The following is a 26,613-nucleotide window of genomic DNA, read 5'->3' on the forward strand; positions in this document are numbered from 1 at the left end:
TCCGTCACGCCAGCAGTTCCACCTCCGCCAGCGTCGACTCGCCGTCCAGGACCAGGCGGTACTGGGTGTACGAGCCGGGCGCGGAGATCGTGAACGGCCGGGTCTGCCGGTCCCAGGCGAACGACTCGCCGGACCGCTTGTCCAGGGTCTGCCACGTCGTGCCGTCCGTGGAGCCCTGGAGGGTCCAGCCGGTCGGCACCTTCGTGTGGTCCTTGGACGAGGTCAGCGTGTACTGGACCGCCTTGGTGGCGCCGTCGACCGGCAGGTCCACGGAGCCGGCCGCCGCCTCCGTCGCCGACGTGTTGTCGAACAGCGGGCCCACGCCTTTCAGCACATCCGCATGCGGCGTCGGCACCTTGTCGTCCTTGGTGATGGAGACCGGGGCCGCGTCCTTGCCCGTACCCCAGGCGGACGGCTGGGCGCCCATGTCGAAGTTGACCACGCCGCCCTTCTGCAGCACCGAGTTCGGCAGCGAGGTCGACGTCCAGGTCTTTCCGTTGACCTTGACGCCCTGGACGTAGATGTTCTTCGAGCTGTTCTTCGGAGCGTTGATCACCAGGTCCCGGCCGTTGTCCAGGTGGACCGTGACCTTCTTGAACAGCGGGGAACCGATGCTGTAGTCGCCGCTGCCCATGACCAGCGGGTAGAAGCCGAGCGACGAGAAGAGGTACCAGCCGGACATCTCGCCGTTGTCCTCGTCGCCGGGGTAGCCCTGCCCGATCTCACTGCCGGTGTACAGGCGGGAGAGCGCCTCACGGACCTTCTGCTGGGTCTTCCAGGGCTGCCCGGCCGCGTCGTACATGTAGAGGGCGTGGTGGGCGACCTGGTTGGAGTGCCCGTACTGACCCATCCGCACGTCCCGGGCCTCGGTCATCTCGTGGATGACACCGCCGTAGGAGCCGACGACGTCCGACGAGGCCGTCTCCGGGGTGGAGAGGTACTTGTCGAGCTTGTCCCCGAGCCCCTTCTGGCCGCCGTACAGGTTCGCCAGGCCCTTGCTGTCCTGCGGGGCGGTGAAGGCGTAGCCCCAGCCGTTGGTCTCCGTGTAGTCGTAGCCCCACACGCGCGGGTCGTACTTGGAGGAGTCCCAGCGCCAGTTGCCCTTGGCGTCCTTGCCCTGGAAGAAGCCCACCCGGGTGTCGAAGAGGTTCACGTAGTCCCGGGCGCGGTTGAGGAAGTAATCCGACTCCTCCTTGTAGTGCTTCTCGCCCGTCTTCTTGTACAGGGCCTGGCCCATCTGGGCGATGCCGTAGTCGTTGACGTAGCCCTCCATCGCCCAGGACATGCCCTCACCGGTGTCGGTGCTGGTGTACCCGAGGAACGGCGAGGTCGCCATGCCCTTGCGGCCGACGCCGGAGGACGGCGGGACCACCGTCGCGTTCTTCACGGCCGCGTCGTAGGCCGCCTTGGCGTCGAAGTCGACGCCCTTGACGTATGCGTCCGCGAAGGCCACGTCCGAGGAGGTGCCGGTCATCAGGTCCGCATAGCCGGGGGAGGACCAGCGGGACGTCCAGCCGCCGTCCTTGTACTGCTGCACGAACCCGTCGACCATCTCGCCGGCCTTGCCGGGCGTCAGGAAGGAGTACGCGGGCCAGGTCGTCCGGTAGGTGTCCCAGAAGCCGTTGTTGACGTACACCTTGCCGTCGACGATCTTCGCGCCGGTCTGGGTCGGAGTGTCCTGGCCCGTCCTGGCGGAGAAGGGGGAGGCGTACTGGTACTTCGAACCGACCTTCTCGAAGGACGAGTTGGGGTACAGGTACAGCCGGTACAGGCTGGAGTACAGCGTCGTCAGCTGGTCCGGCGTGGCGCCCTCGACCTCGACCTTGCCGAGCACCTTGTCCCAGGCCTGCTGGGCCTGGCGCTTGACGGTGTCGAAGGACGCGCCGGCCGGGATCTCCTGGCGCAGGTTGTCCTTGGCCTGGTCGACGCTGATCAGCGACGTGGCGATGCGGAGCGTGACGGTGCGGTCGGCGCCCGCGTCGAACTTCAGGTAGCCCTTGACGCCGCTCGACGAACCGTCCGTCACCGGCTTGTCGAACTCGCCGTACACGAACATCCGGGTGGCGCCCGTCGACAGCCCGGACTTGACGTCCGAGTAGCCGCTGAAGGTCCCGCTCGCCTTGTCGAGCGTGAGGCCCGCCTGATCCGTCACGTTGTCGAACAGCACGCTCGCGTCGTTGCCTGGGAAGGTGAAGCGCATCGTCGCCGCGTGGTCGGCCGGGGTCATCTCGGCCTTCAGCCCGTTCTCGAACTTGACCCCGTAGTAGTACGGCCGGGCGGTCTCGTTCTCGTGGCGGAAGGCCAGCTCACGCGCCTCGCGGCCGGTGTCCGGGGTGCCGGACGCGGCGGACGGCATCACCTGGAAGGTCTGCCGGTCGCCCATCCAGGGGCTCGGCTCGTGGCTCGCGCTGAACGCCTGGATCGTCGGCAGGTTCTCCGCGTTGTTGGCCTTCGCGTACTCGTACAGCCAGCTGAGCGAGGACGCGTTGGTCACCGGGGTCCAGAAGTTGAAGCCGTTCGGGACCGCGGTCGCGGGGAAGTTGTTGCCGCGCGAGAAGCCGCCGCTGGAGTTGGTGCCGCGGGTGGTCAGCGCGTAGTCGGACAGGTGCGCCTTGGGCTGCTCGGGGGCCACCTGCCTGACCGCCACGTCGTCCAGCCAGCCGCGGAACTTCGCCGGGCCCTTGGGAGAGTCGTAGGCCAGCAATATGCGGTCGATGGTCTTGCCTGCCGCGACCGAACCGATCCGCGACATCACGTTGTTCCACTGGTTGACGTACAGCGCCTTGGAGGCGCCCTGAGCCTGCGGCGAAAGACCGAAGCCGTGCTGGTCGATCGCGCCCAGGTCGCTCAGGTAGGTGCCGTCGGTGAAGGCCAGGTCGACGGAGACGTTGGTGGCGTCGTAGTCGCGCTCGTCGTCGGCCATGGACGGGAAGATGCGGTACGACAGCTGGGTGTCGCGGTCGACCTTCGTGTTTACGTCGAAGATCTTGTTGTACGAGTAGCCGCGTTCGTCCGCCGTGTGCCGGCCGGCGTACCTGAGGGCCCGCGTGCCGGTGAAGCCCGCGCCCGCCTTCGCGGTCGGCGAGCTGCCCGGGCCGCGGTCGACCAGCGTGAGCATGTCCTGCGGGGCCGGGGCGCCGCTGTCACCGGTCGAGAACTGGACGTCCGCCAGCTGCAGGATGCCCGAGGCGCCGTTGTTCTTCGTCACGTCGAGCCGGAAGTGCTGGTACTCGGCCGGCGCGGCGAGGTCGTACGACTTGGTCTGGAACCGCTGCGCGAACGTCTCGCCGGAGCGGGTGTCGAGCGTCGTCCAGTCCTTGCCGTCGGTGGAACCCTGCAGGGTCCAGTCCTTCGGGTCGCGTTCGGCGGAGTCGTTCGCCGACGTGAGGGCGTAGGTCACCAGCTTGACCGGCTTGTCCAGGTCGAACTCGGCCCAGCCGGTCGGCTCGAAGGCCAGCCACTTGGTGCTCGGGTCGCCGTCGGCGAGGTTCTCCTTGACCTCACCGCCGTCCGTGTTCTCGGCACTCGCGCGTACGCCGGTGACGTGGTCGTTGACGTTGCCGGGGATGCCGGTGGTGTAGCCGCCGTCGACGCCCGAGGCGCGCTTGGTGCCGTCAGGTGACGTGTCGACCGTGCTCAGCCAGTCCGGCGCCGGGTCATTCGCCTCGAACGAGGATGCGAAATCGCGGTCGGCGGCAGGTGCCTGGGCGGGCAGGGCGATCGCGGCCCCCTGCGAACCCGCCGCCAGGACGAAGGCGGTCGTGACCACGACCGCCGGCCCCCATCTGTGTCGAACTCTCCGATGCATGTACGGAAACCCTCCCTGCGCTCAGACAACGTTGTCAAAATCGCTGCGCAGGAACCAGTAGGGAGTCAAGTGACCGATGATGTCAAGGGTGTTGCCTGCGGCATTCGGGGCTGTATGGAGTGGATTTTTCGGGCATGGCGCCTACAGCGGGCCCAGATTTCCGGGAGGTCTCAACTCGGAAAAGACCGGCGTCCAACCTTGCACATGATGTTGCTCAGCCGCCGGGAACTGGACTATACCTGTCGGCATTTCCTGCACGGCCCAGCACTACCCGACCAGCGGTGCCGGGGAGGATCCGGTTCACCGCCTGAGTCCTGGAGAAGGCGAGGACTTGAGCATGGGATCCACTTCCGCAGCGAATCACGGTGACGGCGGACTCGGCCGGCGCGACCTCATCCGGCGCTCCGCAGCCCTCGGTCTGCTCACCCTCCCCACGGCGGGCTTCCTGTCGGCCTGTGCGAGCAGCGGAGGGGACAGCCAGGACAAGGCCGCCGCGGGCAAGAAGACGGCGAAGAACCCGCTCGCTGTCAACGAGAGCGCACAGATGGAGTTCGTCCTGTTCGACGGCGGCTACGGCAAGGAGTACGGCCAGGACGCGGTCAAGATCTACGAGAAGGACTTCCCGAAGGCGACGGTGAAGTTCTCCACCACCCAGAAGATCCAGTCGACGCTCCAGCCCCGCTTCAACCAGGGCAACCCGCCGGACCTCATCGACAACTCCGGTGCCGAGCAGATGGACATGGGCGTCCTGGTCGGCAAGAAGCAGCTCGCCGACATCACCCCGCTGCTCGACGCCCCCTCGTTCGACGACCCGAACAAGAAGGTCCGCGACACGCTGCGCCCCGGCATCGTCGAGATGGGTCAGTTCGACGGCGAGCAGGTCTGGGTCCTCTACTACGCCTACACGGTGTACGGCGTCTGGTACTCGCAGAAGGCCCTGAACGCGCTCGACGAGCAGTACCCGGAGACCTGGGACCAGATGCTCGCGGTCTGCGAGAAGGCCAAGAAGAAGGGCATGGCGGGCTGGACGTACGCCGGCAAGTACCCGTACTACGTCCCCTTCTCGCTCTACCCGATGATCGGGAAGGTCGGCGGCCGGGAAGTGCTCGACGCCATCGACAACCTCGAACCGAACGCCTGGAAGCACCCGGCGGTCAAGACCTGTTTCGAGGCGTACTACGAGCTGTACAAGAAGGGCTACGTCCTCAAGGGCACCCCCGGCCTCGACCACATCCAGTCGCAGACCGCCTGGGCCGAGGGCAAGGCGCTGTTCATCCCGAACGGCTCCTGGGTGGAGAACGAGTCGGCGAACGTCATCCCCGCCGACTTCGACCTCGCCGTCTCCGCGCCCTCCGGCATCGACAGCTCCGACAAGCTGCCCTTCGGCACCCTCTGGGCCTCCGGCGGTGAGCCCTACATCGTCCCGGCCCACGCGAAGAACGGCGAGGGCGGCATGGAGCAGCTGCGCATCATGCTCAGCGAGGCGTCGTCGAAGAACTTCACCACCAAGGTGAGGTCGTTGACCGCGTACAACGGCGGCACCACGGGGATCAGCCTGACCCCGGGGCTCACGTCCGGTGTCGCCGCGCTGGAGAAGGCGGGCCAGAACGTGGTCAACCCGCGGCTCCAGGACTGGTACGTCCAACTGGAGAAGGAAAAGATCGGCGTGGCCGGTCTCGGGGAGATGATGGCCGGCCGGCTCACCCCGGCGGAGGCCGTCAAGAAGATCCAGGGGTTCGCCGACGAGGCCGCCAAGGACACGTCGATCAAGCACTACAAGCACCAGTGACGATCCGTCACCAGGGCCGCTCCGCCGTGCGCGGGGCAGGCCCCGGTGACGGCACTCGCGGGGAGATCGAGGGCGGCAGTCATGCAGCACGGTAAGTACCGTTTCATCGTGGGGTTCTTGGCGGTGCCCCTGGGGCTCTATGCCCTCTTCGTCATCTGGCCCTTCATCCAGTCCATCTACTACTCGTTCACGGACTGGACCGGGTTGAGCCCCGACTTCAAGATGGTGGGCCTCGACAACTACAAGAGGATGGTCCACGACGACATCTTCTGGAAGTCGTTGCAGCACAGCCTGCTGTTCGCGGTGGTGCTCCCACTGGTGACGATCAGTCTGGCGCTGTTCCTCTCCTTCATGATCAACGTCGGCGGGCGGCGCCGGAGGGGCGGCCCGGTGGTCACCGGCGTCCGGGGCTCCTCCTTCTACAAGATCGTCTACTTCTTTCCCCAGGTGCTGTCGATCGCGATCGTCGCCCTGCTGTTCGCTTTCGCGTACAACCCGGACAGCGGCGCCATCAACTCGCTGCTGCGGGGCGTCGGACTCGACAGCCTCCAGCCGCTGTGGCTGGGCGACCCGAGCCTCGCCCTGTGGTGTGTGATGGCGGTTCTCGTCTGGTCGACCACCGGCTTCTTCGTGGTCCTGTTCTCGGCGGGCATGGCGTCGATCCCCGCCGACCTGTACGAGGCGGCCCTGCTGGACGGCGCAAGCCGCTTCAGCACGTTCTTCCGCATCACCCTGCCCCTGCTGTGGGACACCGTGCAGTCGGGCTGGGTCTACATGGGCATCCTCGCCCTGGGCGCCGAGTCGTTCGCCGTCGTGCAGATCATGACGACCGGACCGGGCGGCCCCGACTACTCGACCACGGTGATGGTCCTGTACGTGTACCAGAAGGCGTTCCGGGACGGTCAGGCCGCCTACGCCACCACCATCGGCGTCGCCCTGCTGGCCGTCACGCTCGCGTTCGCGGCGATCGTGATGCGGCTGGGCCGTCGCGAGCGGCTGGAGTTCTGATCCGATGAAGACGACCGAGACCCCCGCTCCCGTGCCGGCCGAGTCCGGCGCACCGGTGACCAGAACGGAGCCGCCCGCCGCCCGGCGGTCCGGGCGGACGAAGGGGGGCCAGACCCTCAACGCCTTCTCGCACGGTTTCCTGGTCATCTGGGCGATCATGGTGGTCACGCCGCTGCTGTGGGCGGTGATGACCTCCTTCAAGGACGACCGGTCCATCTTCTCCTCGCCCTGGTCGCTGCCGGACAAGCTGCACTTCGACAACTGGTCGCGGGCCTGGACCCAGGCCAACATGAGCGACTACTTCCTCAACACCGTGCTGGTGGTGGCCGGCTCGCTGATCGGCACCCTGGTGCTCGGCTCGATGGCGGCCTATGTCCTCGCCCGCTTCGACTTCCCCGGCAACCGCTTCATCTACTACCTGTTCGTCGGCGGCATGAGTTTTCCGATCATGCTGGCGCTGGTCCCGCTGTTCTACGTCGTGAACAACATGGGGCTGCTGAACACGATCCACGGCCTGATCCTGGTCTACATCGCGTATTCGCTGCCGTTCACGGTGTTCTTCCTGACGGCGTTCTTCCGGACGCTGCCGACGTCGGTGGCGGAGGCGGCCTTCGTGGACGGCGCGTCCCACACCCGGACGTTCTTCCAGATCATGCTGCCCATGGCCAAGCCCGGACTGATCAGCGTGGGCATCTTCAACTTCCTCGGCCAGTGGAACCAGTACATGCTGCCGACCGTGCTGAACACCGACCCGGACAAACGCGTCCTGACCCAGGGCCTGGTCCAGCTGGCGGCGAGCCAGGGATACAAGGGCGACTGGTCCGGACTGTTCGCGGGGCTGGTCATGGCGATGCTGCCGGTACTGGCCGCCTACATCGTCTTCCAGCGGCAGGTGGTGCAGGGTCTGACGGCTGGTGCGCTGAAGTAGCGGACGGCCCGGCCGGCAGCCCGGTCTCCGGGGCGGCACGCACCGTTCCGCCGGCCGGCGAAGGCTGCCGGCGGAACGGCGCCGCGTCGTACGGGGCGGTGCCGCACCGTGCCGTGTTCAGCGGTGCCCTGTGCGGCGGGGTGCGGCGGGGTGTGTGCGCCCGTGCGTGGTTCGTGGTGGCGGGTCCCGACGTCGTTCGTACGCGGCCGGGGCGGTGGCCGGTCGCTCGCACCCATGCGGGGCTTCGCCCGAACGGGGGGACCCCCGGTTCCGCGCGCTCCTTCGGGAGCCTGGGTTCCCCGCGCCCCTTCGGAGGCGTCGGCGGGCCGGCGGGTGCCGGTCGTCCAGGGCGGCCGATTCCGTATGGACACGTCTCGCGGGATCCTGCCGCGCCCCGTCGGACCGCTCGCGGATTCGCGGGTGTAATTCGCACACAGGTTCCCTCTGGGGCGGCGAAGCGGGGTGGCAGGGCCGGTCCGGCTTCCGCGGCTGAAGGGGCGGGGAGGTCTCGTGGGCGGGCCGGACGAGGGCTCGCGGCGGTCGGCGGCAGGGTCGCGGGGTGCGGCGCGAGGCCCTTGCCGCCCTGCTGGAGTGGTGTGGGCGTGTCCGGAGGATGTCCGCGGCACGGCCGACGAAGTGACAGCGATTTACGTCAAGGACTTGACTGCGGCAACCCCTTCAGCAGAGCTTGGAGTTCATAACTTGTAAGTGGCCCGGTTCCGCAGATGTGACCTGGGCCACGGGCGGCGCAGAGGCCGCCCGGCCGATGGCGGGAGTGGATGAGTCGATGGAGACTCCGGGGTCGCAGTCGTCGCTGCACCGAGCCAACCTGGAGCGAGTCGTACGGGCCGTGCGGCTGGCCGGGTCGCTCACGCAGGCGGAGATCGCGCGGACGACCGGCCTGTCCGCGGCGACGGTCTCCAACATCGTGCGCGAGCTCAAGGACGGCGGAACCGTCGAGGTGACGCCCACCTCGGCGGGTGGCAGGCGGGCCCGGAGCGTTTCGCTGAGCGGAGACGCCGGGATCGTCATAGGCGTCGACTTCGGCCACACCCACCTGCGCGTCGCGATCGGGAACCTGGCGCACCAGGTGCTGGCGGAGGAGTCCGAGCCGCTGGACGTCGACGCGTCCGCCGCGCAGGGCTTCGACCGGGCGGAGGAACTGGTCAACCGTCTGATCGACGCGACGGGCGTGGACCGGGCGAAGGTCGCGGGCGTGGGCCTCGGTGTGCCCGGTCCCATCGACGTCGAGTCGGGCACCCTCGGCTCCACCGCCATCCTGCCGGGCTGGTCCGGCACCAGGCCCGCCGAGGAACTGCGGGGGCGGCTCGGCGTTCCGGTGCACGTCGACAACGACGCCAACCTGGGCGCCCTCGGCGAGCTGGTCTGGGGCAGCGGCCGGGGCGTGCGTGACCTGGCGTACATCAAGGTCGCCAGCGGCGTCGGCGCCGGCCTGGTGATCAACGGCAAGATCTACCGGGGCCCGGGCGGCACGGCAGGTGAGATAGGCCACATCACGCTCGACGAGTCCGGCCCGGTCTGCCGCTGCGGCAACCGCGGCTGCCTGGAGACGTTCACGGCCGCGCGTTACGTGCTCCCGCTGCTCCAGCCGAGCCACGGTGCCGACCTGACCATGGAGTCCGTCGTGCGGATGGCGCGGGACGGCGACCCGGGCTGCCGCCGGGTGGTCGCCGACGTCGGCCGGCACGTCGGCAGCGGGGTGGCCAACCTGTGCAATGTGCTCAACCCCAGCCGGGTGGTGCTCGGCGGGGACCTCGCCGAGGCCGGCGAGCTGGTGCTCGGCCCCATCAGGGAGTCGGTCGGGCGCTATGCCATCCCCAGTGCCGCGCGCCAGCTCTCCGTCCTTCCCGGGGCGCTCGGAGGCCGAGCCGAGGTGCTGGGGGCGCTCGCCCTGGCGCTCAGCGAGATGGGCGATTCAACCCTTTTGGACGGAAGTCTGACCACGGCGACACCCGCCTTCACTTAGAGAACGGCTGACACCGTTGCCATCTCGTTAAGGATTTACTTCTTGACGTCGCACGTGTGGCCGAGTTGACTTCCAGCCACCTCGGCCGCAACGACGCGGCCTCGTCAGGGAGGTTTCTGTAGTGAACACGCGTATGCGTCGTGCCGCTGTTGCCGTTGCCGCAGGTGCGATGGCTGTTTCGCTTGCTGCCTGTGGAAGTGCCAAGAACTCGGGCAACAGCGATTCTTCCTCGTCCGCGCCCAAGAAGGGCGACGACATCAAGGTCGGTCTGCTGCTGCCGGAGAACAAGACCGCGCGCTACGAGAAGTTCGACCGCCCGTTGATCGAGAAGAAGATCAAGGAGCTGACGAACAACAAGGCGGAGATCCAGTACAACAACGCCCGCCAGGACGCGAATCTCCAGGCGCAGCAGGTCGACACGATGATCACCAACAAGGTGGACGTGCTCATTGTGGACGCCGTGGACGCCAAGGCCATCCAGAACTCGATCCAGAAGGCCGCGGACGCCGGCATCAAGGTCGTCGCCTACGACCGTCTGGCCGAGGGGCCGATCAGCGCCTACACCTCGTTCGACAACGTCGAGGTGGGCAAGACCCAGGGTGAGGCTCTCCTGAAGGCCCTGGGCAGCAAGGCCACCAAGGCCACCAAGATCGTCATGGTCAACGGCTCGGTCACCGACCCGAACGCCAAGCAGTTCAAGGAAGGCGCCCACTCCGTCCTCGACGGCAAGGTCACCATCGCCAAGGAGTACGACACCCCGGAGTGGTCGGCGGACAACGCCAACTCCGAGGTCGAGACGGCGCTCTCGTCGCTCGGCGCGAAGAACGTCGCGGGCGTGTACTCCGCCAACGACAGCATGGCCGGCGGTATCATCACCGCCCTCAAGGCGGCCGGCGTCACCGTGCCGGTCACCGGCCAGGACGCCGAACTCGCGGGCGTGCAGCGGATCGTCACCGGCGAGCAGTACATGAGTGTCTACAAGTCCTACCCGGAGGAGGCGGCCACGGCCGCCGAGATGGCGGTCGCGCTCGCCAAGGGCGAGAGCCTCGACTCCATCGCCAAGACCAAGGTCTCCAGCGGCAGCGCCAAGGACATCCCGTCCACGCTGGTCCCGGTCGTGTCGCTGACCAAGGACAACATCACCGACACCGTCATCAAGCAGGGCATCTACACCGCCGCCGAGATCTGCTCGGGCAAGTACAAGGCCGCCTGCGACAAGATCGGTCTCAAGTAGGCAGCCACGGGTCCCTCCAGACACGGTGATCCATCCTTGGATCCCCGTGTGGGACACGTCCGCCCCCCTCGCTCCACCGGTGCCCCGCGCATCAGTCAGCCCCGCAAGCTCGGCGCGGGGCGCCGGTCGGATTTTTCCCAACTTCTGCACAACCTCCCGCCGGGTCAGGCGGCGAAGGAGATGGTTCACGTGTCCGCTACGCCCGTGCTGGCGTTGCGCGGGGTCTCCAAGCGGTTCGGTGCCGTTCAGGCGCTCACCGACGTAGAGCTTGAGGTCCACGCCGGTGAAGTGGTCGCCCTGGTGGGTGACAACGGCGCCGGAAAGTCCACGCTGGTCAAGACGATCGCCGGCGTGCACCCCATCGATGAAGGCGTCATCGAATGGGAAGGCGAGCCGGTCCAGATCGGCCGGCCGCACGAAGCGCAGAACCTGGGCATCGCGACGGTGTACCAGGACCTCGCGCTGTGCGACAACATCGACGTCGTCGGCAACCTCTTCCTGGGCCGTGAGCTGAAGCGGCGCGGCATCCTCGACGAGGTCGAGATGGAGCGCCGCTCCCGCGAGCTGCTCACCACCCTGTCGATCCGCATCCCCAGCGTCCGCATCCCGATCGCCTCGCTCTCCGGCGGTCAGCGCCAGACCGTGGCGATCGCCCGCTCCATGCTGGGCGAGCCCAAGCTGGTCATCCTCGACGAGCCCACCGCGGCCCTCGGTGTCGAGCAGACCGCCCAGGTCCTCGACCTGGTGGAGCGGCTGCGCGAGCGCGGCCTCGCCGTGATGCTCATCAGCCACAACATGGCCGACGTCAAGGCCGTGGCGGACAAGGTCGCTGTGCTGCGCCTGGGCCGCAACAACGGCGTGTTCGAGGTCAAGACGACCTCGCAGGAAGAGATCATCTCCGCCATCACCGGAGCCACCGACAACGCCGTGACCCGTCGTGCGGCCCGCTCGAACGGGGAGGTTTCCCAGTGAGCATCGACAAGACCTCCGCGGCCACGCAGAACGAGACCGTCGTGGAGAACACTGAGGCGGCGGCCGCCGCGGTGACCGCGGTCGACCCGCGCCTGCTGGTGCGCGAGCAGGGCCTGACCGGCTACCTCGGCGAGTTCAAGCGCAAGCTGAAGGCCGGTGAGCTGGGCTCCCTCCCGGTCGTCCTCGGCCTGATCATCATCTGCATCGTCTTCCAGAGCCTGAACTCCAACTTCCTGTCCGCGCAGAACCTGAGCGACATCACCGTCACGATGGTCGGCACGGGCATGATCTCCGTCGGCATCGTCTTCGTGCTGCTGCTCGGCGAGATCGACCTGTCGGTCGGCTCGGTCAGCGGCGCGGCCAGCGCCCTCGCGGCCGTCCTCGCGGTCAACCAGGGCTGGCCCGAGTGGCTGGCCGTGGTCATCGCCATCGCGGCGGGCATCGTCATCGGCGCGCTGCACGGCTTCTTCTTCGCGGTGCTCGGTGCCCCCGCCTTCGCCGTGACCCTGGCCGGCCTGCTGTTCTGGCTCGGCTTCATGCTCAAGGTGCTGGGCGAGAACGGCACGATCAACCTCGACGGCGACGGACTGATCGGCAAGCTCACCACGTACTTCTTCTCCGACGTGGCCGCCGCCTACGGGCTGGCCCTCGTCGTGGTCGTCGTGTTCTTCGTCACCTCGTTCCTGGGCAACCGCCGCCGCGAGGTTGCGGGCATCCCGTCCCGGCCGCTCAGCGACACACTGATGCGCACGGTCCTGCTCGCGATCGTCTCGTTCGCCGCCGCCTACATGTACAACCAGTACAAGGGCCTGCCGCTGGCCGCGGTGATCTTCGTGGCTTTCCTGGTCGGCACGGACTTCGTGCTGCGCCGCACCGCCTACGGCCGCAAGGTGTTCGCGCTCGGCGGCAGCGTGGAGGCGTCCCGCCGCGCGGGCATCAACGTCACCGCGGTGCGGATCTCCGTCTTCGCCATCTCGGGCGGCTTCGCGGCCATCGGCGGTCTGTTCCTGGCCTCGAAGATCGCCTCGGCCAACCAGAGCGCCGGCACCGGCGACCTGCTGATGAACTCGATCGCCGCGGCCGTCATCGGCGGCACCAGCCTCTTCGGTGGCCGGGGCCGCACCTGGAACGCACTGCTCGGTGTCCTGGTCATCGTGTCCATCCAGTACGGGCTCCAGCTGGAGTCCATCGCCGAGCCGGTGAAGTACATGATCACCGCGGCGGTGCTGCTGATCACCGTGGTCGTCGACTCCATCACGCGCAAGACGCAGAAGACCGCGGGCCGCGCGTAGCGCTCGCTCCGCCGGGGTCGGCCGCGGTATCACCGTCGTTGTTCGTCTGCGACGGCGTCGTGGCTGGTCGCTCCCCCGAGTTCTCGGCTTCGCTCGAACAGGGGGACCCCCAGTTCCCCGCGCCCCTTTACGGGGCGCGGGTTCGTGCCCGGTGCCTTTGAGGTGCCGGGCACTGTCGTGTCAGGCGGAAGGTGAACATTAGACTGCGTCGGGCCCGACTACGCTCGATCAGCTCTACTGCAAGGAGGCACTGGTGCCGCTGCTGACCCGCATCAGGGGACCGCGCGATCTGGACCGGCTCAGTCTTGAGGAGCTGAACCAGCTGGCGGAGGAGATCCGTACCTTCCTCGTGGACGCCGTCGCCAAGACCGGCGGTCACCTCGGGCCCAACCTCGGAGTGGTCGAGCTGACCATCGCCCTGCACCGCGTCTTCGAGTCCCCGAAGGACAAGGTGCTGTGGGACACGGGTCACCAGTCATATGTGCACAAACTACTCACCGGACGGCATGACTTCTCGAAGCTGAAGATGAAGGGCGGCCTCTCCGGCTACCCCTCGCAGGCCGAGTCCGAGCACGACGTCATCGAGAACTCGCACGCCTCCACCGTCCTCGGCTGGGCCGACGGCATCGCGAAGGCCAACCAACTGCTGCGCCGCGACAGCCACGTCGCCGCCGTCATCGGCGACGGTGCCCTCACCGGCGGGATGGCCTGGGAGGCCCTGAACAACATCGCCGCCGCCAAGGACCGCCCGCTGGTCATCGTCGTCAACGACAACGAGCGGTCGTACGCGCCGACCATCGGCGGGCTCGCCGACCACCTGGCCACGCTGCGCACGACGGACGGCTACGAGCGTTTCCTGGCCCGCACCAAGGACCTCCTCGGGCGCACCCCGGTCGTCGGCAAGCCGCTCTACGACACCCTCCATGGCGCCAAGAAGGGCTTCAAGGACTTCATCGCGCCGCAGGGCCTGTTCGAGGACCTGGGCCTGAAGTACGTCGGCCCGATCGACGGCCACGACATCGAGGCCCTGGAGTCGGCGCTTACGCGCGCCAAGCGGTTCGGCGGGCCGGTCATCGTGCACTGCCTCACCGAGAAGGGCCGCGGCTACCGGCCCGCCCTTGAGGACGAGGCCGACCGCTTCCACGGCATCGGCCCCATCCACCCCGACACCGGCCTGCCGGTCAAGGCGTCGGGCGCCGACTGGACCTCCGTCTTCGGCGACGAGATGGTCGAGCTCGGCCGGGAGCGCGAGGACATCGTGGCCATCACGGCGGCGATGCTGCAGCCCGTCGGCCTGAAGAAGTTCGCGGACGCCTTCCCGGACCGGATCCACGACGTCGGCATCGCCGAGCAGCACGGCGCCACCTCGGCGGCGGGCCTGGCGCACGCCGGACTGCACCCCGTCTTCGCCGTCTACGCCACCTTCCTCAACCGCGCCTTCGACCAGGTGCTGATGGACGTGGCCCTGCACAGGTGCGGGGTGACCTTCGTGCTGGACCGGGCCGGTGTCACCGGCAGCGACGGCGCCTCCCACAACGGCATGTGGGACATGTCCATCCTCCAGGTCGTGCCCGGCCTCAGGCTCGCCGCGCCGCGCGACGCCGAACAGGTGCGCGCCCAGCTGCGGGAGGCGGTCGCGGTCAAGGACGCGCCGACCGTCGTGCGCTTCTCGAAGGGCGCCGTCGGCCCCGCCGTACCGGCCGTGGGCCGCGTCGGCGGCATGGACGTGCTGCGCGAACCCGGCACCGACACCCCGGACGTGCTGCTGGTCTCCGTGGGCGCGCTCGCACCGATGTGCCTGGACATCGCCGACCTGCTGGACAAACAGGGCATCTCCACTACCGTCGTCGACCCGCGCTGGGTCAAGCCCGTCGACGAGGCCATGGCGCCCCTCGCCGAACGGCACCGGGTGGTCGTCACCGTCGAGGACAACTCCCGGGTCGGCGGCGTCGGCTCGGCCGTCGCCCAGGCCCTGCGGGACGCGGGCGTCGACGTACCGCTGCGCGACTTCGGCATCCCGCCGCGCTTCCTCGACCACGCCTCGCGCGCCGAGATCCTCGCCGAGATCGGCCTGACCGCACCGGACATCGCCCGCCAGGTCACCGGAGTCGTCGCCCGGCTGGACGGCCGCTTCGATCCGCCCACGGCCGAGTTCGACTCCGTGGAGCCGGCCCGCGACTGAACGCCCGGACGGGCCGGTTCCATCACGACGACGAGTGGTGTGACCGGCCCGTTCGCGTGAATGCGTCCGCGCCGGGGGACAAGGTCCACCGCCCCCTCTCGATCATGTCGAGAGCGCCGAGCGTGGGAGGTACGTCGTGGCCAGTAGCCTCTTCAGGACGAAGCAGGTCGAGCAGTCCATCCTCGACACCGAGGAACCGGAACACGCGCTCAAGAAATCACTGTCCGCGCTGGACCTGACCGTCTTCGGCGTCGGTGTCATCATCGGCACCGGCATCTTCGTGCTGACCGGCAAGGCTGCCAAGGAGAACGCCGGTCCCGCCGTCGCCCTGGCCTTCGCCGCCGCCGGCATCGTCTGCGCCCTCGCCGCGCTCTGCTACGCCGAGTTCGCCTCCACCCTCCCGGTGGCGGGCTCCGCGTACACCTTCTCGTACGCCTCCCTGGGCGAACTGCCCGCCTGGATCATCGGCTGGGACCTGGTGCTTGAGTTCGCGCTCGGCACCGCGGTGGTCGCCGTCGGCTGGTCCGGGTACATCCGCTCGCTGCTGGACAACGCGGGCTGGCACCTGCCGGGTTACCTGGGCGGCCGGGACGGGGCGCACGGGTTCGGCTTCGACATCCTGGCCGCCGTACTGATCCTGGTGCTCACCTGCGTCCTCGTGCTCGGCATGAAGCTCTCCGCCCGGGTCACCTCGATCGTCGTCGCCGTCAAGGTGGCCGTCGTCCTCATCGTGATCATCGCCGGCGCCTTTTTCGTCACCGCCGGCAACTACAAGCCGTTCATCCCGCCCGCGGAGCCCGTCAAGGCGGGCGGCAGCCTGCACGCGCCCTTCGTCCAACTGCTGGTGGGCTGGGCGCCGTCCAACTTCGGCGTGATGGGCATCTTCACCGCCGCCTCCGTCGTCTTCTTCGCGTTCATCGGCTTCGACGTCGTGGCCACCGCCGCCGAGGAGACCAGGAACCCGCAGCGGGACATGCCGCGCGGCATCCTCGGCTCGCTGCTCGTGTGCACGGTGCTGTACGTGGCGGTGTCCGTCGTCGTCACCGGGATGCAGCACTACTCCCAGCTCTCCATCGACGCCCCGCTGGCGGACGCCTTCAAGGCCACCGGACACCCCTGGTTCGCCGGTGTGATCAGCTTCGGCGCCGCCGTCGGCCTGACGACCGTCTGCATGATCCTGCTGCTCGGCCAGTCCCGGGTGTTCTTCGCGATGAGCCGCGACGGGCTGCTGCCACGCTTCTTCTCCCACGTCCACCCGCGTTTTCGCACCCCGCACCGGCCGACCATCCTGCTCGGTGTGGTCATCGCGGTCGTCGCGGGCTTCACCAGCCTCAGCGAACTCGCCGAGCTGGTGAACATCGGCACGCTGTTCGCCTTCGTCGTCGTCGCCATCGGGGTGCTGATCCTCCGCCGTACCCGCCCGGACCTGCCCCGCGCCTTCCGCACCCCGTGGGTCCCGGTCGTCCCCGTGCTGTCCGTCGCCGCCACCCTGTGGCTGATGCTGAACCTGCCCGCCGAGACCTGGCTGCGGTTCGCCGGCTGGATGGTGCTCGGCTTCGTCGTCTACTTCCTGTACGGCCGCACGCACAGCCGGCTGGCCCGCGGCGGCCAGACCCCGCCCCCGTCGAAAGGTCCGCGTGGCTGAGCGGTACGACGAAGTCCGCTCCGGCGTGGCCCCGTATGTCCCCATCGGTGGAAGCTCCGGGTCCGGATAGCGTGCTCACCATGCTCGCCGCGCCGCTCGCCCCACCACGGTCCGTTGTCGTACGGACGGCGTACTGGGCGCGGCTGCTGCCGCTGCTGGCGGTACTGGCCTGCGTCACCCGGCTGCCGTCCTTCGCCCGGCCGCTGTGGAACCCGGACGAGGGCTACCTCGCCGTACAGGCGCGGATGCTGGCCGGCGGCGGCCGGCTGTACGAGACGGTCGTGGACCGCAAGCCGCCGCTCGTGCCCTGGCTGTACGAGGGCGCGTTCGCGGTGTTCGGATCGGGCTCGCTCACCTCGGTGCGGGTGCTGGCGGTCCTCGCGCACCTGTGCACCGCGCTGCTGCTGGCCTCCCTGGCCCGGCGCCGCTGGGGCGACACCGCGGGCCGCACGGCCGGCGTGCTCTACCTGCTGGTGTCCGTCGGACTCAACCCCGAGGACGCACAGGCCGCCACCTTCGAGGTGTTCATACTGCCCTGCACGGCCGCCGCGATGTGGTGCGCCGACCGGCGCCGCTGGGGTGCCGCCGGTGCCGCCGTCGCCTGCGCCTTCCTCGCCAAACAGACCGGCGGAGCGGTGCTGCTGCCGGTCGCCTGGCTGTTGCACCGGCACGGCGCACCGCCGGGCGGGGCACTGCGGCTGGCGGCGGGGACGGTCCTGCCGGTGCTGTGCGCGGCCCTGGTCACGGACCCGGCGGGCTTCGTCTTCTGGACCGTCACCGGATCCGGCGCGTACGCCTCCTTCACCGGCTCCGAACTGCACGTCCTGGTCCGGGCCCTGGCCAACACGGCGATCCTCGCGGCGGCCTCGGCCGGCCTGATCCCGCCGGTGCTCCGGGCGCTGCGCCTGGCCCGCACGGGCGTGCCGGACCTGTGGCTGTGGCTGGGCGCCTCGGCCGTCGCCGTCGCCGTCGGCTTCCACTTCTTCGGCCACTACTATCTGCAACTCACCCCCGCGATCGCCCTGTTGGCAACGGCCGCGACACAGGTCCTGCCCCGGGACCGGCTCACGGCCGCGGTCCGCACCACGGCCTGCTGCTGCGCCCTGTTCCTGGCCTGGGGGCTGCTGGCGCCCCGCACCGACCTGGGGCACGTCCAGCGGCTCGCCGCCGCGGTCGGCGACCGCACGGCGCCCGACGACCGCGTCCTCGTCTGGGGCATGCACCCGGAGACGTACTGGCTCGCCACGCGCACCCCCGCAAGCCGCTACCTCACCGCCGGCCTGCTCACCAACTACAGCGGCGGACGCAGCGGGCCCCAGGTGGGGGAGAAGTACGCGGTACAGGGCGCCTGGCCGGTCTTCCGCGCGGAACTGGCCGCGCACGCCCCGGCCCTGGTGGTCGACGACTCCCGCGGCAAACCGTACGCGCCCGACCGGGTACCGAGCCTGCGGCGGCTGCTGACGGCCGGGTACCAGGAGGTCGGGGAGGTGGACGGGGCGGTGCTGTACGCGCGGGTTGCGGGGGAGTAGCCGTGCCTGGGGGTCGTGGGGGAGTGGCCGTGGGTCCGCTCGCTCCGCCACGCCCCGGGACAGGATTTGCGGACCGGCTCCGGCGGCGCCCGTCCGCTCACCGCAGCGCGGCGCGTGGTCCGGTGACCTCCGCTCCCAACTCCATTACCCTGCAGCGCAGTTCACGGTCGGCCGTGACGACCAGCCGACGCCGGTCCGGATGCCCGGCGACCAGTTCGACGACACGGTCGTCGCCGCTGCCCGGCGCCGACTCCACCCGCACACCGGGCACGGACGTCACCCCACGCGCGCCGCCCTCGACGACGAGCACGATCTCGGCGGGCGCGGCAAGGCCGGGCAGTCCGTCGGCGGCGAGCCGGTCGCGCAGCCGCTCGGCGGCACCCTTCCGGTCCCGCCACCACCCGTCGGGCACCGACCCGACCACGTTGGCGGCGTCGACGACCACGAGCAGCGGAGATTCCACGTCCATGCCGCCAGGGTCGCACGGCGCCGCGCACCGGGGCGCTCCGACCGCCGCACGGCGCGCGGCTTAGAGTGAGGTGGTGAACGGCGATTGGCTCATACGCGGCCGAGACGGCCGGCTCAGTGTGTACCTGCTGTCGGACGACGCCGTCCTGTGCCGGGCGGAGCGCGGACCGGACGGTACCTGGGGCGCCCCGCGCAAGGTGGGCGGCGAGCAGCGGCTGCACCCCGTCCTCGCCGTCGGACAGGGCGCCGACGGCTACGCCCACCTGGTGTCCTGGCGGCCCACCGTCTCCGGCGAGGCCGGTCTTGTGCACTCCGCCCACTTCCGCCCGAGGCTCGCCGCGCTCGACTGGGCCGCGATCGGGCACCCCAACAAGAAGGGCGCGCGCACCGGTACACCGGCCGTCGCGGTCGACGCCCAGGGCCGCGCTCACGTCTTCGTCCGCAACGGCGGCGGCGGTGTGAGCATGGTCGCCCAGAAGGTGAAGGGCGGCTGGGAACCCTGGCGCGACCTCAAGGGACGTGACGTACAGGAGGAACTGGCGGCCGTGACGGGAGAATCGGGGCGGGTGGAGCTCTACGCCGCCGTCCCCGACGGCATCCGGTACTGGCGGCAGGAGAAACCGGGCGCGCAGCCGGCCCTGGAAGAGGAGCTCAAGACACCGGTCCGCCCGGGCACCCTCCACGCCCTCGCCACCTCGCCCGACCGCACGACCCTCTTCTTCACCGACCAGGCCGGCCGGCTGTGCGCCTGGCGTTCCGGCGGCCCGCCGGTCCCCCTGCTGCCCGCCGCGGGGCCCGGCCCGGTGTCCGCCGTGCGCTGTGAACTCGGCGGCCACGACTGCACGCTGCTCGCCCAGCGCTCCGCGAGCGGCCGGGTCGCCTTCGCGGCCTACCCCACCGAGCAGGAGTCGGCGGGCGCCTGGTGGACCGAGTCGGGTCCGGTGCTGCCCGCGGACGCCGGGGTCTCGCTGGCCGTCGACGCGGACGGCGAGGTGGTGGCGGCGACCTCGTCGCCGTCCACCGGCACGCTGCTGCTCACCCGCCGCAAGGACGAACCCGGGCTGGCGCTGGTGGCGTGGCGGGAGGTCTGAGAGTCCCGGCCGGCCGGCGGCGCCCGTCCGCGATCCGCGGCCGAGGGGCCGGGCGGGACCGAGAACCGCCCGGACCTGACCGTGGGCCTCCGCCACCCGGCGAAGGCCCACGGTGAGATGCCTAGTTACGCCGGGACGCTCGCCACGCCCGGAGCCAGGAACCGCTTGCCGTTCACGCGCTCGGAGACGCCCTCACGGTCCAGGTACGGTGTGACGCCGCCCAGGTGGAAGGGCCAGCCGGCACCGGTGATGAGGCAGAGGTCGATGTCCTGGGCCTCGGCGACGACCCCCTCGTCGAGCATGAGCCCGATCTCCTGCGCCACCGCGTCCAGCACCCGCGCCCGCACCTGCTCCTCGGTCAGCACGACGTCGCCCTGTTTCAGGAGCCCGGCGACCTCCGGGTCCAGTTCCGGCTTGCCGCTGTCGTACACGTAGAAGCCGCGCTTGCCCGCCCCGACGACCGCCTTGAGGTTGGCGGAGACCGTGAAGCGGTCCGGGAAGGCCCGGTTCAGGGTCTCCGAGACGTGCAGGCCGATGGCCGGGCCGACCAACTCCAGCAGGACCAGCGGCGACATCGGCAGCCCCAGCGGCTCCACCGCCTTCTCCGCGACCTCGACGGGCGTGCCCTCGTCGATGACGTTCTGCACCTCGCCCATGAAGCGGGTGAGGACGCGGTTCACGACGAACGCCGGGGCGTCCTTGACCAGGACCGCGGTCTTCTTCAGCTTCTTGGCCACGGCGAACGCGGTCGCCAGCGAGGCGTCGTCCGTCTGCTCGCCGCGCACGATCTCAAGGAGCGGCAGCACCGCGACCGGATTGAAGAAGTGGAAGCCCACCACCCGCTCCGGGTTCTTGAGCTTCGACGCCATCTCCGTCACCGACAGGGAGGAGGTGTTGGTGGCGAGGATCGCGTGCGCCGGGGCGACCGCCTCGACCTCCGCGAACACCTGCTGCTTGACACCGATCTCCTCGAACACCGCCTCGATGACGAAGTCGGCGTCCGCGAAGCCCTCGGCCTTGTCCAGGACGCCCGTCACCAGCGCTTTGAGGCGATTGGCCTTGTCCTGGTTGATCCGGCCCTTGCCGAGCAGTTTGTCGATCTCGCCGTGGACGTAGCCCACGCCCTTGTCGACGCGCTCCTGGTCGATGTCGGTGAGGACGACGGGCACTTCGAGCCGGCGCAGGAAGAGAAGCGCGAGCTGCGAGGCCATCAGACCGGCGCCGACCACGCCGACCTTGGTGACCGGACGGGCCAGGTTCTTGTCCGGGGCGCCCGCGGGGCGCTTGCCGCGCTTCTGGACCAGGTTGAACGCATAGATGCCGGCGCGCAGTTCGCCGCCCATGATCAGGTCGGCGAGCGCCGTGTCCTCGGCGTCGTAGCCCTGCTGGAGGTCGCCGTTCTTGGCGGCGGCGATGATGTCGAGGGCGCGGTAGGCGGCCGGTGCCGCGCCGTGCACCTTGCCGTCCGCGAGGAAGCGGCCCTTGGCGACGGCCTGGTCCCACGCCTCGCCGCGGTCGATCACGGGGCGCTCGACCTCGATGCCGCCCTTGAGTACCTGAGCGGTCCAGACGAGCGACTGCTCCAGGAAGTCGGCGCCGTCGAAGGCCGCGTCGGCGATGCCCAGGTCGAAGACCTGCTCCCCCTTGAGCTGCTTGTTCTGGTTCAGGCTGTTCTCGATGATGACCGAGACCGCCTTGTCGGCGCCGATCAGGTTCGGCAGCAGGGTGCAGCCGCCCCAGCCCGGCACCAGGCCGAGGAACACCTCGGGCAACGAGAACGCGGGGACGGCCCGGGACACCGTGCGGTAGGAGCAGTGCAGGCCGACCTCGACACCGCCGCCCATGGCGGCGCCGTTGTAGTAGGCGAAGGTCGGGACGGCGAGACCGGCGAGACGCTTGAACACCTCGTGGCCGCCCTTGCCGATGGCCAGCGCGTCCTCGTGCCTGGTCAGCAGCTCGACGCCCTTGAGGTCGGCGCCGACCGCGAAGACGAACGGCTTGCCGGTGATGCCGACGCCGACGATCTCACCGGCCTCCGCCTCCGCCTCGACCTGGTCGATCGCGGTGTTCAGGTTCGCCAGCGAGGCCGGTCCGAAGGTGGTCGGCCTGGTGTGGTCGAAGCCGTTGTCGAGGGTGACGAGCGCGAACCGGCCCGCGTCGAACGGCAGGTCGAGGTGGCGTACGTGCGCCTGCGTGACGACCTCGTCGGGAAACAACTCGGCCGCGCCCTTCAACAGTTCCGCGGTGGTGCTCACTTGTCCCCCTCGAAGTGCGGGTTCTCCCAGATGACCGTCGCGCCCATGCCGAAGCCGACGCACATGGTGGTCACGCCGTAGCGGACCTCGGGCTGCTCCTCGAACTGGCGGGCCAGCTGCGTCATCAGCCGGACGCCGGAGGAGGCCAGCGGGTGCCCGAAGGCGATGGCGCCGCCGTACTGGTTGACGCGCTCGTCGTCGTCCGCGATGCCGTAGTGGTCGAGGAAGGCGAGGACCTGGACGGCGAACGCCTCGTTGATCTCGAACAGGCCGATGTCGGAGATGGACAGGCCCGCCTTGGCGAGGGCCTTCTCGGTGGCCGGGATCGGGCCGTAGCCCATGACCTCCGGCTCGACGCCCGCGAAGGCGTACGAGACCAGGCGCATCTTGACCGGCAGGCCGTTCGCGCGGGCGAACTCCTCGCCGGCGATGATCGAGGCGGTGGCGCCGTCGTTCAGACCGGCCGCATTGCCCGCAGTGACCCGGCCGTGCACCCGGAACGGCGTCTTCAGGCTCGCCAGGTTCTCCAGCGTGGTGCCCGGGCGCATCGGCTCGTCGGCGGTGACCAGGCCCCAGCCGGTCTCGCCGGCCTCCGGGCTGGTACGGCGCACCGAGATCGGCACCAGGTCCTGCTGGATCTTGCCGTTGGCGTACGCCTTGGCGGCCCGCTCCTGCGAGCGCACCGCGAACTCGTCGGCGCGCAGCTTGGTGAGGTGCGGGTAGCGGTCGTGCAGGTTCTCCGCGGTCATGCCCATGAACAGGGCGGACTCGTCGACCAGCTTCTCGCTCACGAACCGTGGGTTCGGGTCCACGCCCTCGCCCATCGGGTGGCGGCCCATGTGCTCGACGCCACCGGCGATGACGGCGTCGTACGCGCCGAAGGCGATCGAACCGGCGGTGGTCGTGACGGCGGTCAGCGCGCCCGCGCACATCCGGTCGATCGAGTAGCCCGGTACGGACTGGGGGAGACCGGCGAGGATGCCCGCTGTGCGGCCGAGGGTCAGGCCCTGGTCGCCGATCTGCGTGGTCGCGGCGATGGCGACCTCGTCGATCTGCTTCGGGTCCAGACCGGGATTGCGGCGCAGCAGTTCCCGGATCGCCTTGACGACGAGATCGTCGGCACGGGTCTCGTGGTAAATGCCCTTCGGGCCCGCCTTGCCGAACGGGGTACGGACGCCGTCCACGAAAACGACGTCCCTGACGGTACGAGGCACGATGGCTCTCCTCCACGGTGCGGGATGGCACTGCCGCGCTGCGCTGAGCGCGCGCTCAGACTCTATGCTACTTATCGGTAACGTAGCTGCCCACCCCCCGGGGTGGGAGCGGCGAACGTCACATCTTCGGCGGCGCCGCGAATTGGATCGTTCGGTGCGGTGTGCGGCTTATGGAGTGGCTGCGCGGTCTGCGGGTTGCGGCGCATTGAGTGGCTGTGGCTGTGGGTGGGGGTCGCTGACTGCGGCGCGAGGGCGGCCGTCCGTGGTCTGCCGGCCGTCCCAGGATCTTGGCGTGATTTCGACGTCCGTTTTCGGCTTCCGCGGGCCTGCGACGTCGACCGGGAAGACCATCTTCGGGTGCTTTGGGCGCTTCGGCGGGTTGGCGACGCCGAGCTGATGTCGCCCGCCCACCGCTTGCCGTATTCCAGCGCCTGCCGCGGGCAACACCGCGGCCACGTCCCGGGAAGCGGACGCGTTGATCCGCGGACACCAAGACGCGTCGGGCCTGCCCGGCGACGGCTACGAGGGTTCCTGGTCCGCCTTGGCCTTCGCCGTCGCCGACAGCGCGGCGACGAGCGCGGGGGCGACCTGTTCGATCTGCCACGGTCTCGCTCCGTACCCGGCGAGGGCGGCGGTCACCGCGTCGGTGTCGGCCGGCTGCGGCGGTTCCCAGCACAGTCGGCGCACGGTGTCGGGTGCGATCAGGTTCTCCTGGGGCAGGGCCAGCTCGTCGGCCAGTGCCGAGACGGCGGCCCGGGCCGCCGACAGCCGGGCGGCGGCGGTCGGGTCCTTGTCGGCCCAGGCGCGCGGCGGGGGCGGCCCGGTGACCGGCTGGCCGGGCTGCGGCAGCGCGGAATCGGGCAGCGCCTTGGCCCGGTCCACCGCGGCCTGCCACTGCTCCAACTGCCGCCGTCCGGTCCGGTGGCCGAATCCGTTCAGCGCGGCGAGCGCGTGCACGGTGCCCGGAAGGGCGAGCGCCGCCTCGACGATGGCCGTGTCGCTGAGCACCTTGCCCGGCGACACGTCCCGCCGCTGGGCGACCCGGTCCCGGGTCTGCCACAGTTCGCGGACCACGGCGAGCTGGCGCCGCCGACGCACCTTGTGCATGCCGGACGTGCGCCGCCAGGGGTCCTTGCGGGGCTCGGGCGGCGGAGCCGCGGCGATGGCGGCGAACTCCTGCAGCGCCCAGTCCAGTTTGCCCTGCCGGTCCAGCTCCTTCTCCAGCGCGTCGCGCAGGTCGACGAGGAGTTCCACGTCCAGGGCGGCGTACCGCAGCCAGGGGTCGGGCAGTGGCCGGGTCGACCAGTCGACGGCCGAGTGGCCCTTCTCCAGGACGAAGCCGAGGACGCCCTCGACCATCGCGCCGAGGCCGACCCGCGGGAACCCGGCGATCCGGCCCGCCAGTTCCGTGTCGAACAGCCGGCTGGGCACCATGCCTATGTCGCGCAGGCACGGCAGGTCCTGGGTGGCCGCGTGCAGCACCCACTCGACCCCGGACAGCGCCTCGCCGAGGCCGGACAGGTCGGGGCAGGCGACCGGGTCGATCAGTGCGGTCCCCGCGCCCTCGCGGCGCAGTTGCACCAGGTACGCGCGCTGGCCGTAGCGGTAGCCGGAGGCGCGTTCGGCGTCGACGGCGACGGGGCCGGTGCCCGCGGCGAAGGCCGCGACCGTCTCGGCCAGCGCGACCTCGTCGGCGATCACGGGCGGAATGCCCTCACGTGGTTCGAGCAAAGGGACCGGCGTCCCCACAGAAGATCCGCCGTCGTCCGGAGGGGTACCCCCGGTGGTGCGCAGTGGCATGTCTGCTGCGGTCTCTTGGGCGTCGGTCACCTGTCAAGGGTATCCGTGGATGGACAGCACCCGTCGACGGAACGTTCCGTCGACGGGCGCCGAGGGGGCGTAATCCAGTCAGGTCGGTGAAACGTCGGGGACACGGCCGGCGGGGAAGGCGGCCGGGAACCGCCCGGCCGGTCCGGTTCACGTCAGTGAACGGCCGGAGTGAAAAACCGGGCGCCGCCGTGGGCTCAGTGGATGATTCCGGTACGCAGGGCCACGGCGACCATGCCGGCCCGGTCACCGGTGCCCAGCTTGCGGGCGATGCGGGCGAGGTGGCTCTTGACGGTCAGCGCGGACAGGCCCATGGACACGCCGATCGCCTTGTTCGACTGGCCCTCGGCGACCAGGCGCAGCACCTCGACCTCGCGGCCGGACAGTTCGCGGTAGCCACCCGGGTGACTCGGGGCACCCGGGGGGCGGCGGTGCATACGGGAGGCGGCGCCGAGGGGAGCGGCGCCCGGCCGGGTGGGGAGCCCGATGTTGGTCCGGGTGCCGGTGACGACGTAGCCCTTGACCCCGCCGGCCAGGGCGTTGCGCACGGCGCCGATGTCGTCGGCGGCGGACAGCGCCAGACCGTTGGGCCAGCCCGCGGCCCGGGTCTCGGACAGCAGGGTCAGGCCGGAACCGTCGGGCAGGTGGACGTCGGCCACGCAGATGTCGCGGGGGTTGCCGATGCGGGGACGAGCCTCCGCGACGGACGAGGCCTCGATGACATCGCGCACGCCGAGCGCCCACAGGTGACGGGTGACGGTGGAGCGGACACGCGGGTCGGCCACGACCACCATGGCGGTTGGCTTGTTCGGGCGGTAGGCGACCAGGCTTGCGGGTTGCTCAAGGAGAACGGACACCAGGCCTCCTGGGGTGCGGGACTGAACCGGCTCGTGGGGGGTGAAGCCGGGACGAACCGTGCTTTCAAGGTCACAGTCGTCTTCGGCATCAAACCCGTTCGCCTTTAGAGAATGATCACGATCTGGTGAGAACAATCCGTGCAATTCGGACACGCGATCGATCACCCGAAGATCGAGTCGGTTCGACCGGATTCGCTTCCGCGACTGAAAGTGGCCGTATCGACAAAGAGATGGTCAACGAGATGATGATCGACCGGTGGGCGGGACGACGGGGTGGATCGGGGGTGCCGAGTGCCCTGGAGACCGGGGCGTGCGCGCAGTGCGCCGGTGCGATGCCGGGTGCCGCCACGCCGGCCGGGGCCGGGGGCCGGGTGCGGGGTGTGAGGTGTGCGGACGATACGAGACCGCGCGTGGCTGTGAGGTGTTCCGAGGCGTGCGGTACGCGGGGCGTTGGTGTGCGGGTGCGGGTGGTTCGTTGTCGACCGGACCGTCGGCCGGACCGTCGGCCGGACCGTCGGCCGGACCGT

At 69.8% G+C, this 26,613-nt stretch carries 17 protein-coding genes; 11 read left to right on the top strand and 6 right to left on the bottom strand.

Features of this window, described 5'->3' with window-relative positions:
* Nucleotides 1-4: 4 nt before the first annotated feature.
* Nucleotides 5-3,808: a GH92 family glycosyl hydrolase gene (locus ACFYPJ_RS15855; RefSeq protein ID WP_389016345.1), complete on the bottom strand. Its 3,804-nt coding sequence runs from the start codon at nt 3,806-3,808 to the stop codon at nt 5-7.
* A gap of 337 nt (nt 3,809-4,145) precedes the next feature.
* Between ACFYPJ_RS15855 and ngcE the strand changes: the two genes are divergently transcribed.
* From ngcE to ACFYPJ_RS15905, 10 genes are all read left to right on the top strand, one after another.
* Nucleotides 4,146-5,597, top strand: a complete 1,452-nt coding sequence (ngcE, locus tag ACFYPJ_RS15860) for an N-acetylglucosamine/diacetylchitobiose ABC transporter substrate-binding protein (RefSeq protein WP_389016348.1) — start codon at nt 4,146-4,148, stop codon at nt 5,595-5,597.
* A gap of 81 nt (nt 5,598-5,678) precedes the next feature.
* On the top strand, nt 5,679-6,605 hold the full coding sequence (locus ACFYPJ_RS15865) for a carbohydrate ABC transporter permease (RefSeq protein ID WP_389016351.1): 927 nt from the start codon (nt 5,679-5,681) through the stop codon (nt 6,603-6,605).
* A gap of 4 nt (nt 6,606-6,609) precedes the next feature.
* Nucleotides 6,610-7,533, top strand: a complete 924-nt coding sequence (locus ACFYPJ_RS15870; RefSeq protein ID WP_389016353.1) for a carbohydrate ABC transporter permease — start codon at nt 6,610-6,612, stop codon at nt 7,531-7,533.
* A 787-nt stretch (nt 7,534-8,320) separates the two neighbouring features.
* On the top strand, nt 8,321-9,520 hold the full coding sequence (locus tag ACFYPJ_RS15875) for an ROK family protein (protein ID WP_389016356.1): 1,200 nt from the start codon (nt 8,321-8,323) through the stop codon (nt 9,518-9,520).
* Nucleotides 9,521-9,653: 133 nt separating this feature from the next.
* Nucleotides 9,654-10,754 carry a sugar ABC transporter substrate-binding protein gene (locus tag ACFYPJ_RS15880; protein WP_389016783.1) on the top strand — a complete coding sequence of 367 codons (1,101 nt, stop codon included), beginning with the start codon at nt 9,654-9,656 and terminating at the stop codon, nt 10,752-10,754.
* Nucleotides 10,755-10,934: 180 nt separating this feature from the next.
* Nucleotides 10,935-11,726: an ATP-binding cassette domain-containing protein gene (locus ACFYPJ_RS15885; RefSeq protein ID WP_389016359.1), complete on the top strand. Its 792-nt coding sequence runs from the start codon at nt 10,935-10,937 to the stop codon at nt 11,724-11,726.
* On the top strand, nt 11,723-13,018 hold the full coding sequence (locus tag ACFYPJ_RS15890) for a sugar ABC transporter permease (protein WP_389016362.1): 1,296 nt from the start codon (nt 11,723-11,725) through the stop codon (nt 13,016-13,018). Before ACFYPJ_RS15885 ends, ACFYPJ_RS15890 begins: the two co-directional genes overlap by 4 nt.
* Before the next feature lie 253 nt (nt 13,019-13,271).
* Nucleotides 13,272-15,200 carry a 1-deoxy-D-xylulose-5-phosphate synthase gene (dxs, locus tag ACFYPJ_RS15895; protein WP_389016366.1) on the top strand — a complete coding sequence of 643 codons (1,929 nt, stop codon included), beginning with the start codon at nt 13,272-13,274 and terminating at the stop codon, nt 15,198-15,200.
* A 136-nt stretch (nt 15,201-15,336) separates the two neighbouring features.
* Entirely contained in the window at nt 15,337-16,845 is a 1,509-nt protein-coding gene (locus tag ACFYPJ_RS15900; RefSeq protein WP_389016369.1) for an amino acid permease, read from the top strand.
* A gap of 80 nt (nt 16,846-16,925) precedes the next feature.
* A complete protein-coding gene (locus ACFYPJ_RS15905; protein WP_389016371.1) occupies nt 16,926-18,374 on the top strand; it encodes an ArnT family glycosyltransferase in 1,449 nt (482 codons plus the stop codon).
* A 97-nt stretch (nt 18,375-18,471) separates the two neighbouring features.
* On the opposite strand, the gene ACFYPJ_RS15910 is transcribed toward ACFYPJ_RS15905, so the two are convergent.
* Nucleotides 18,472-18,843 carry an NTP pyrophosphohydrolase gene (locus ACFYPJ_RS15910; RefSeq protein WP_389016373.1) on the bottom strand — a complete coding sequence of 124 codons (372 nt, stop codon included), beginning with the start codon at nt 18,841-18,843 and terminating at the stop codon, nt 18,472-18,474.
* Between the two features lie 73 nt (nt 18,844-18,916).
* Between ACFYPJ_RS15910 and ACFYPJ_RS15915 the strand changes: the two genes are divergently transcribed.
* Complete coding sequence (locus ACFYPJ_RS15915) at nt 18,917-19,933, top strand: hypothetical protein (protein WP_389016376.1); 1,017 nt, start codon at nt 18,917-18,919, stop codon at nt 19,931-19,933.
* Nucleotides 19,934-20,058: 125 nt separating this feature from the next.
* Here ACFYPJ_RS15915 and ACFYPJ_RS15920 read toward each other — a convergent pair whose 3' ends face one another.
* The 4 genes from ACFYPJ_RS15920 to ACFYPJ_RS15935 all read right to left on the bottom strand — a co-directional run bounded on the left by ACFYPJ_RS15920 (nt 20,059) and on the right by ACFYPJ_RS15935 (nt 26,086).
* Entirely contained in the window at nt 20,059-22,188 is a 2,130-nt protein-coding gene (locus ACFYPJ_RS15920; protein ID WP_389016379.1) for a 3-hydroxyacyl-CoA dehydrogenase NAD-binding domain-containing protein, read from the bottom strand.
* Nucleotides 22,185-23,402: a thiolase family protein gene (locus ACFYPJ_RS15925; RefSeq protein WP_389016382.1), complete on the bottom strand. Its 1,218-nt coding sequence runs from the start codon at nt 23,400-23,402 to the stop codon at nt 22,185-22,187. Before ACFYPJ_RS15925 ends, ACFYPJ_RS15920 begins: the two co-directional genes overlap by 4 nt.
* 519 nt (nt 23,403-23,921) lie before the next feature.
* Complete coding sequence (locus ACFYPJ_RS15930; RefSeq protein ID WP_389016385.1) at nt 23,922-25,232, bottom strand: HRDC domain-containing protein; 1,311 nt, start codon at nt 25,230-25,232, stop codon at nt 23,922-23,924.
* A gap of 194 nt (nt 25,233-25,426) precedes the next feature.
* Complete coding sequence (locus ACFYPJ_RS15935; protein ID WP_389016388.1) at nt 25,427-26,086, bottom strand: LuxR C-terminal-related transcriptional regulator; 660 nt, start codon at nt 26,084-26,086, stop codon at nt 25,427-25,429.
* Nucleotides 26,087-26,613: the final 527 nt, after the last annotated feature.

Origin of the sequence: Streptomyces sp. NPDC006012, assembly GCF_042871185.1 — a bacterium.
Lineage (GTDB): Bacteria > Actinomycetota > Actinomycetes > Streptomycetales > Streptomycetaceae > Streptomyces.

What these genes read in the sequence shown, in the direction of transcription:
- ACFYPJ_RS15855 (WP_389016345.1), bottom strand. Translation starts at nt 3,808, where the DNA reads ATGCATCGGAGAGTTCGACACAGATGGGGGCCGGCGGTCGTGGTCACG.
- ngcE (WP_389016348.1), top strand. Translation starts at nt 4,146, where the DNA reads ATGGGATCCACTTCCGCAGCGAATCACGGTGACGGCGGACTCGGCCGG.
- ACFYPJ_RS15865 (WP_389016351.1), top strand. Translation starts at nt 5,679, where the DNA reads ATGCAGCACGGTAAGTACCGTTTCATCGTGGGGTTCTTGGCGGTGCCC.
- ACFYPJ_RS15870 (WP_389016353.1), top strand. Translation starts at nt 6,610, where the DNA reads ATGAAGACGACCGAGACCCCCGCTCCCGTGCCGGCCGAGTCCGGCGCA.
- ACFYPJ_RS15875 (WP_389016356.1), top strand. Translation starts at nt 8,321, where the DNA reads ATGGAGACTCCGGGGTCGCAGTCGTCGCTGCACCGAGCCAACCTGGAG.
- ACFYPJ_RS15880 (WP_389016783.1), top strand. Translation starts at nt 9,654, where the DNA reads ATGCGTCGTGCCGCTGTTGCCGTTGCCGCAGGTGCGATGGCTGTTTCG.
- ACFYPJ_RS15885 (WP_389016359.1), top strand. Translation starts at nt 10,935, where the DNA reads ATGGTTCACGTGTCCGCTACGCCCGTGCTGGCGTTGCGCGGGGTCTCC.
- ACFYPJ_RS15905 (WP_389016371.1), top strand. Translation starts at nt 16,926, where the DNA reads ATGCTCGCCGCGCCGCTCGCCCCACCACGGTCCGTTGTCGTACGGACG.
- ACFYPJ_RS15910 (WP_389016373.1), bottom strand. Translation starts at nt 18,843, where the DNA reads ATGGACGTGGAATCTCCGCTGCTCGTGGTCGTCGACGCCGCCAACGTG.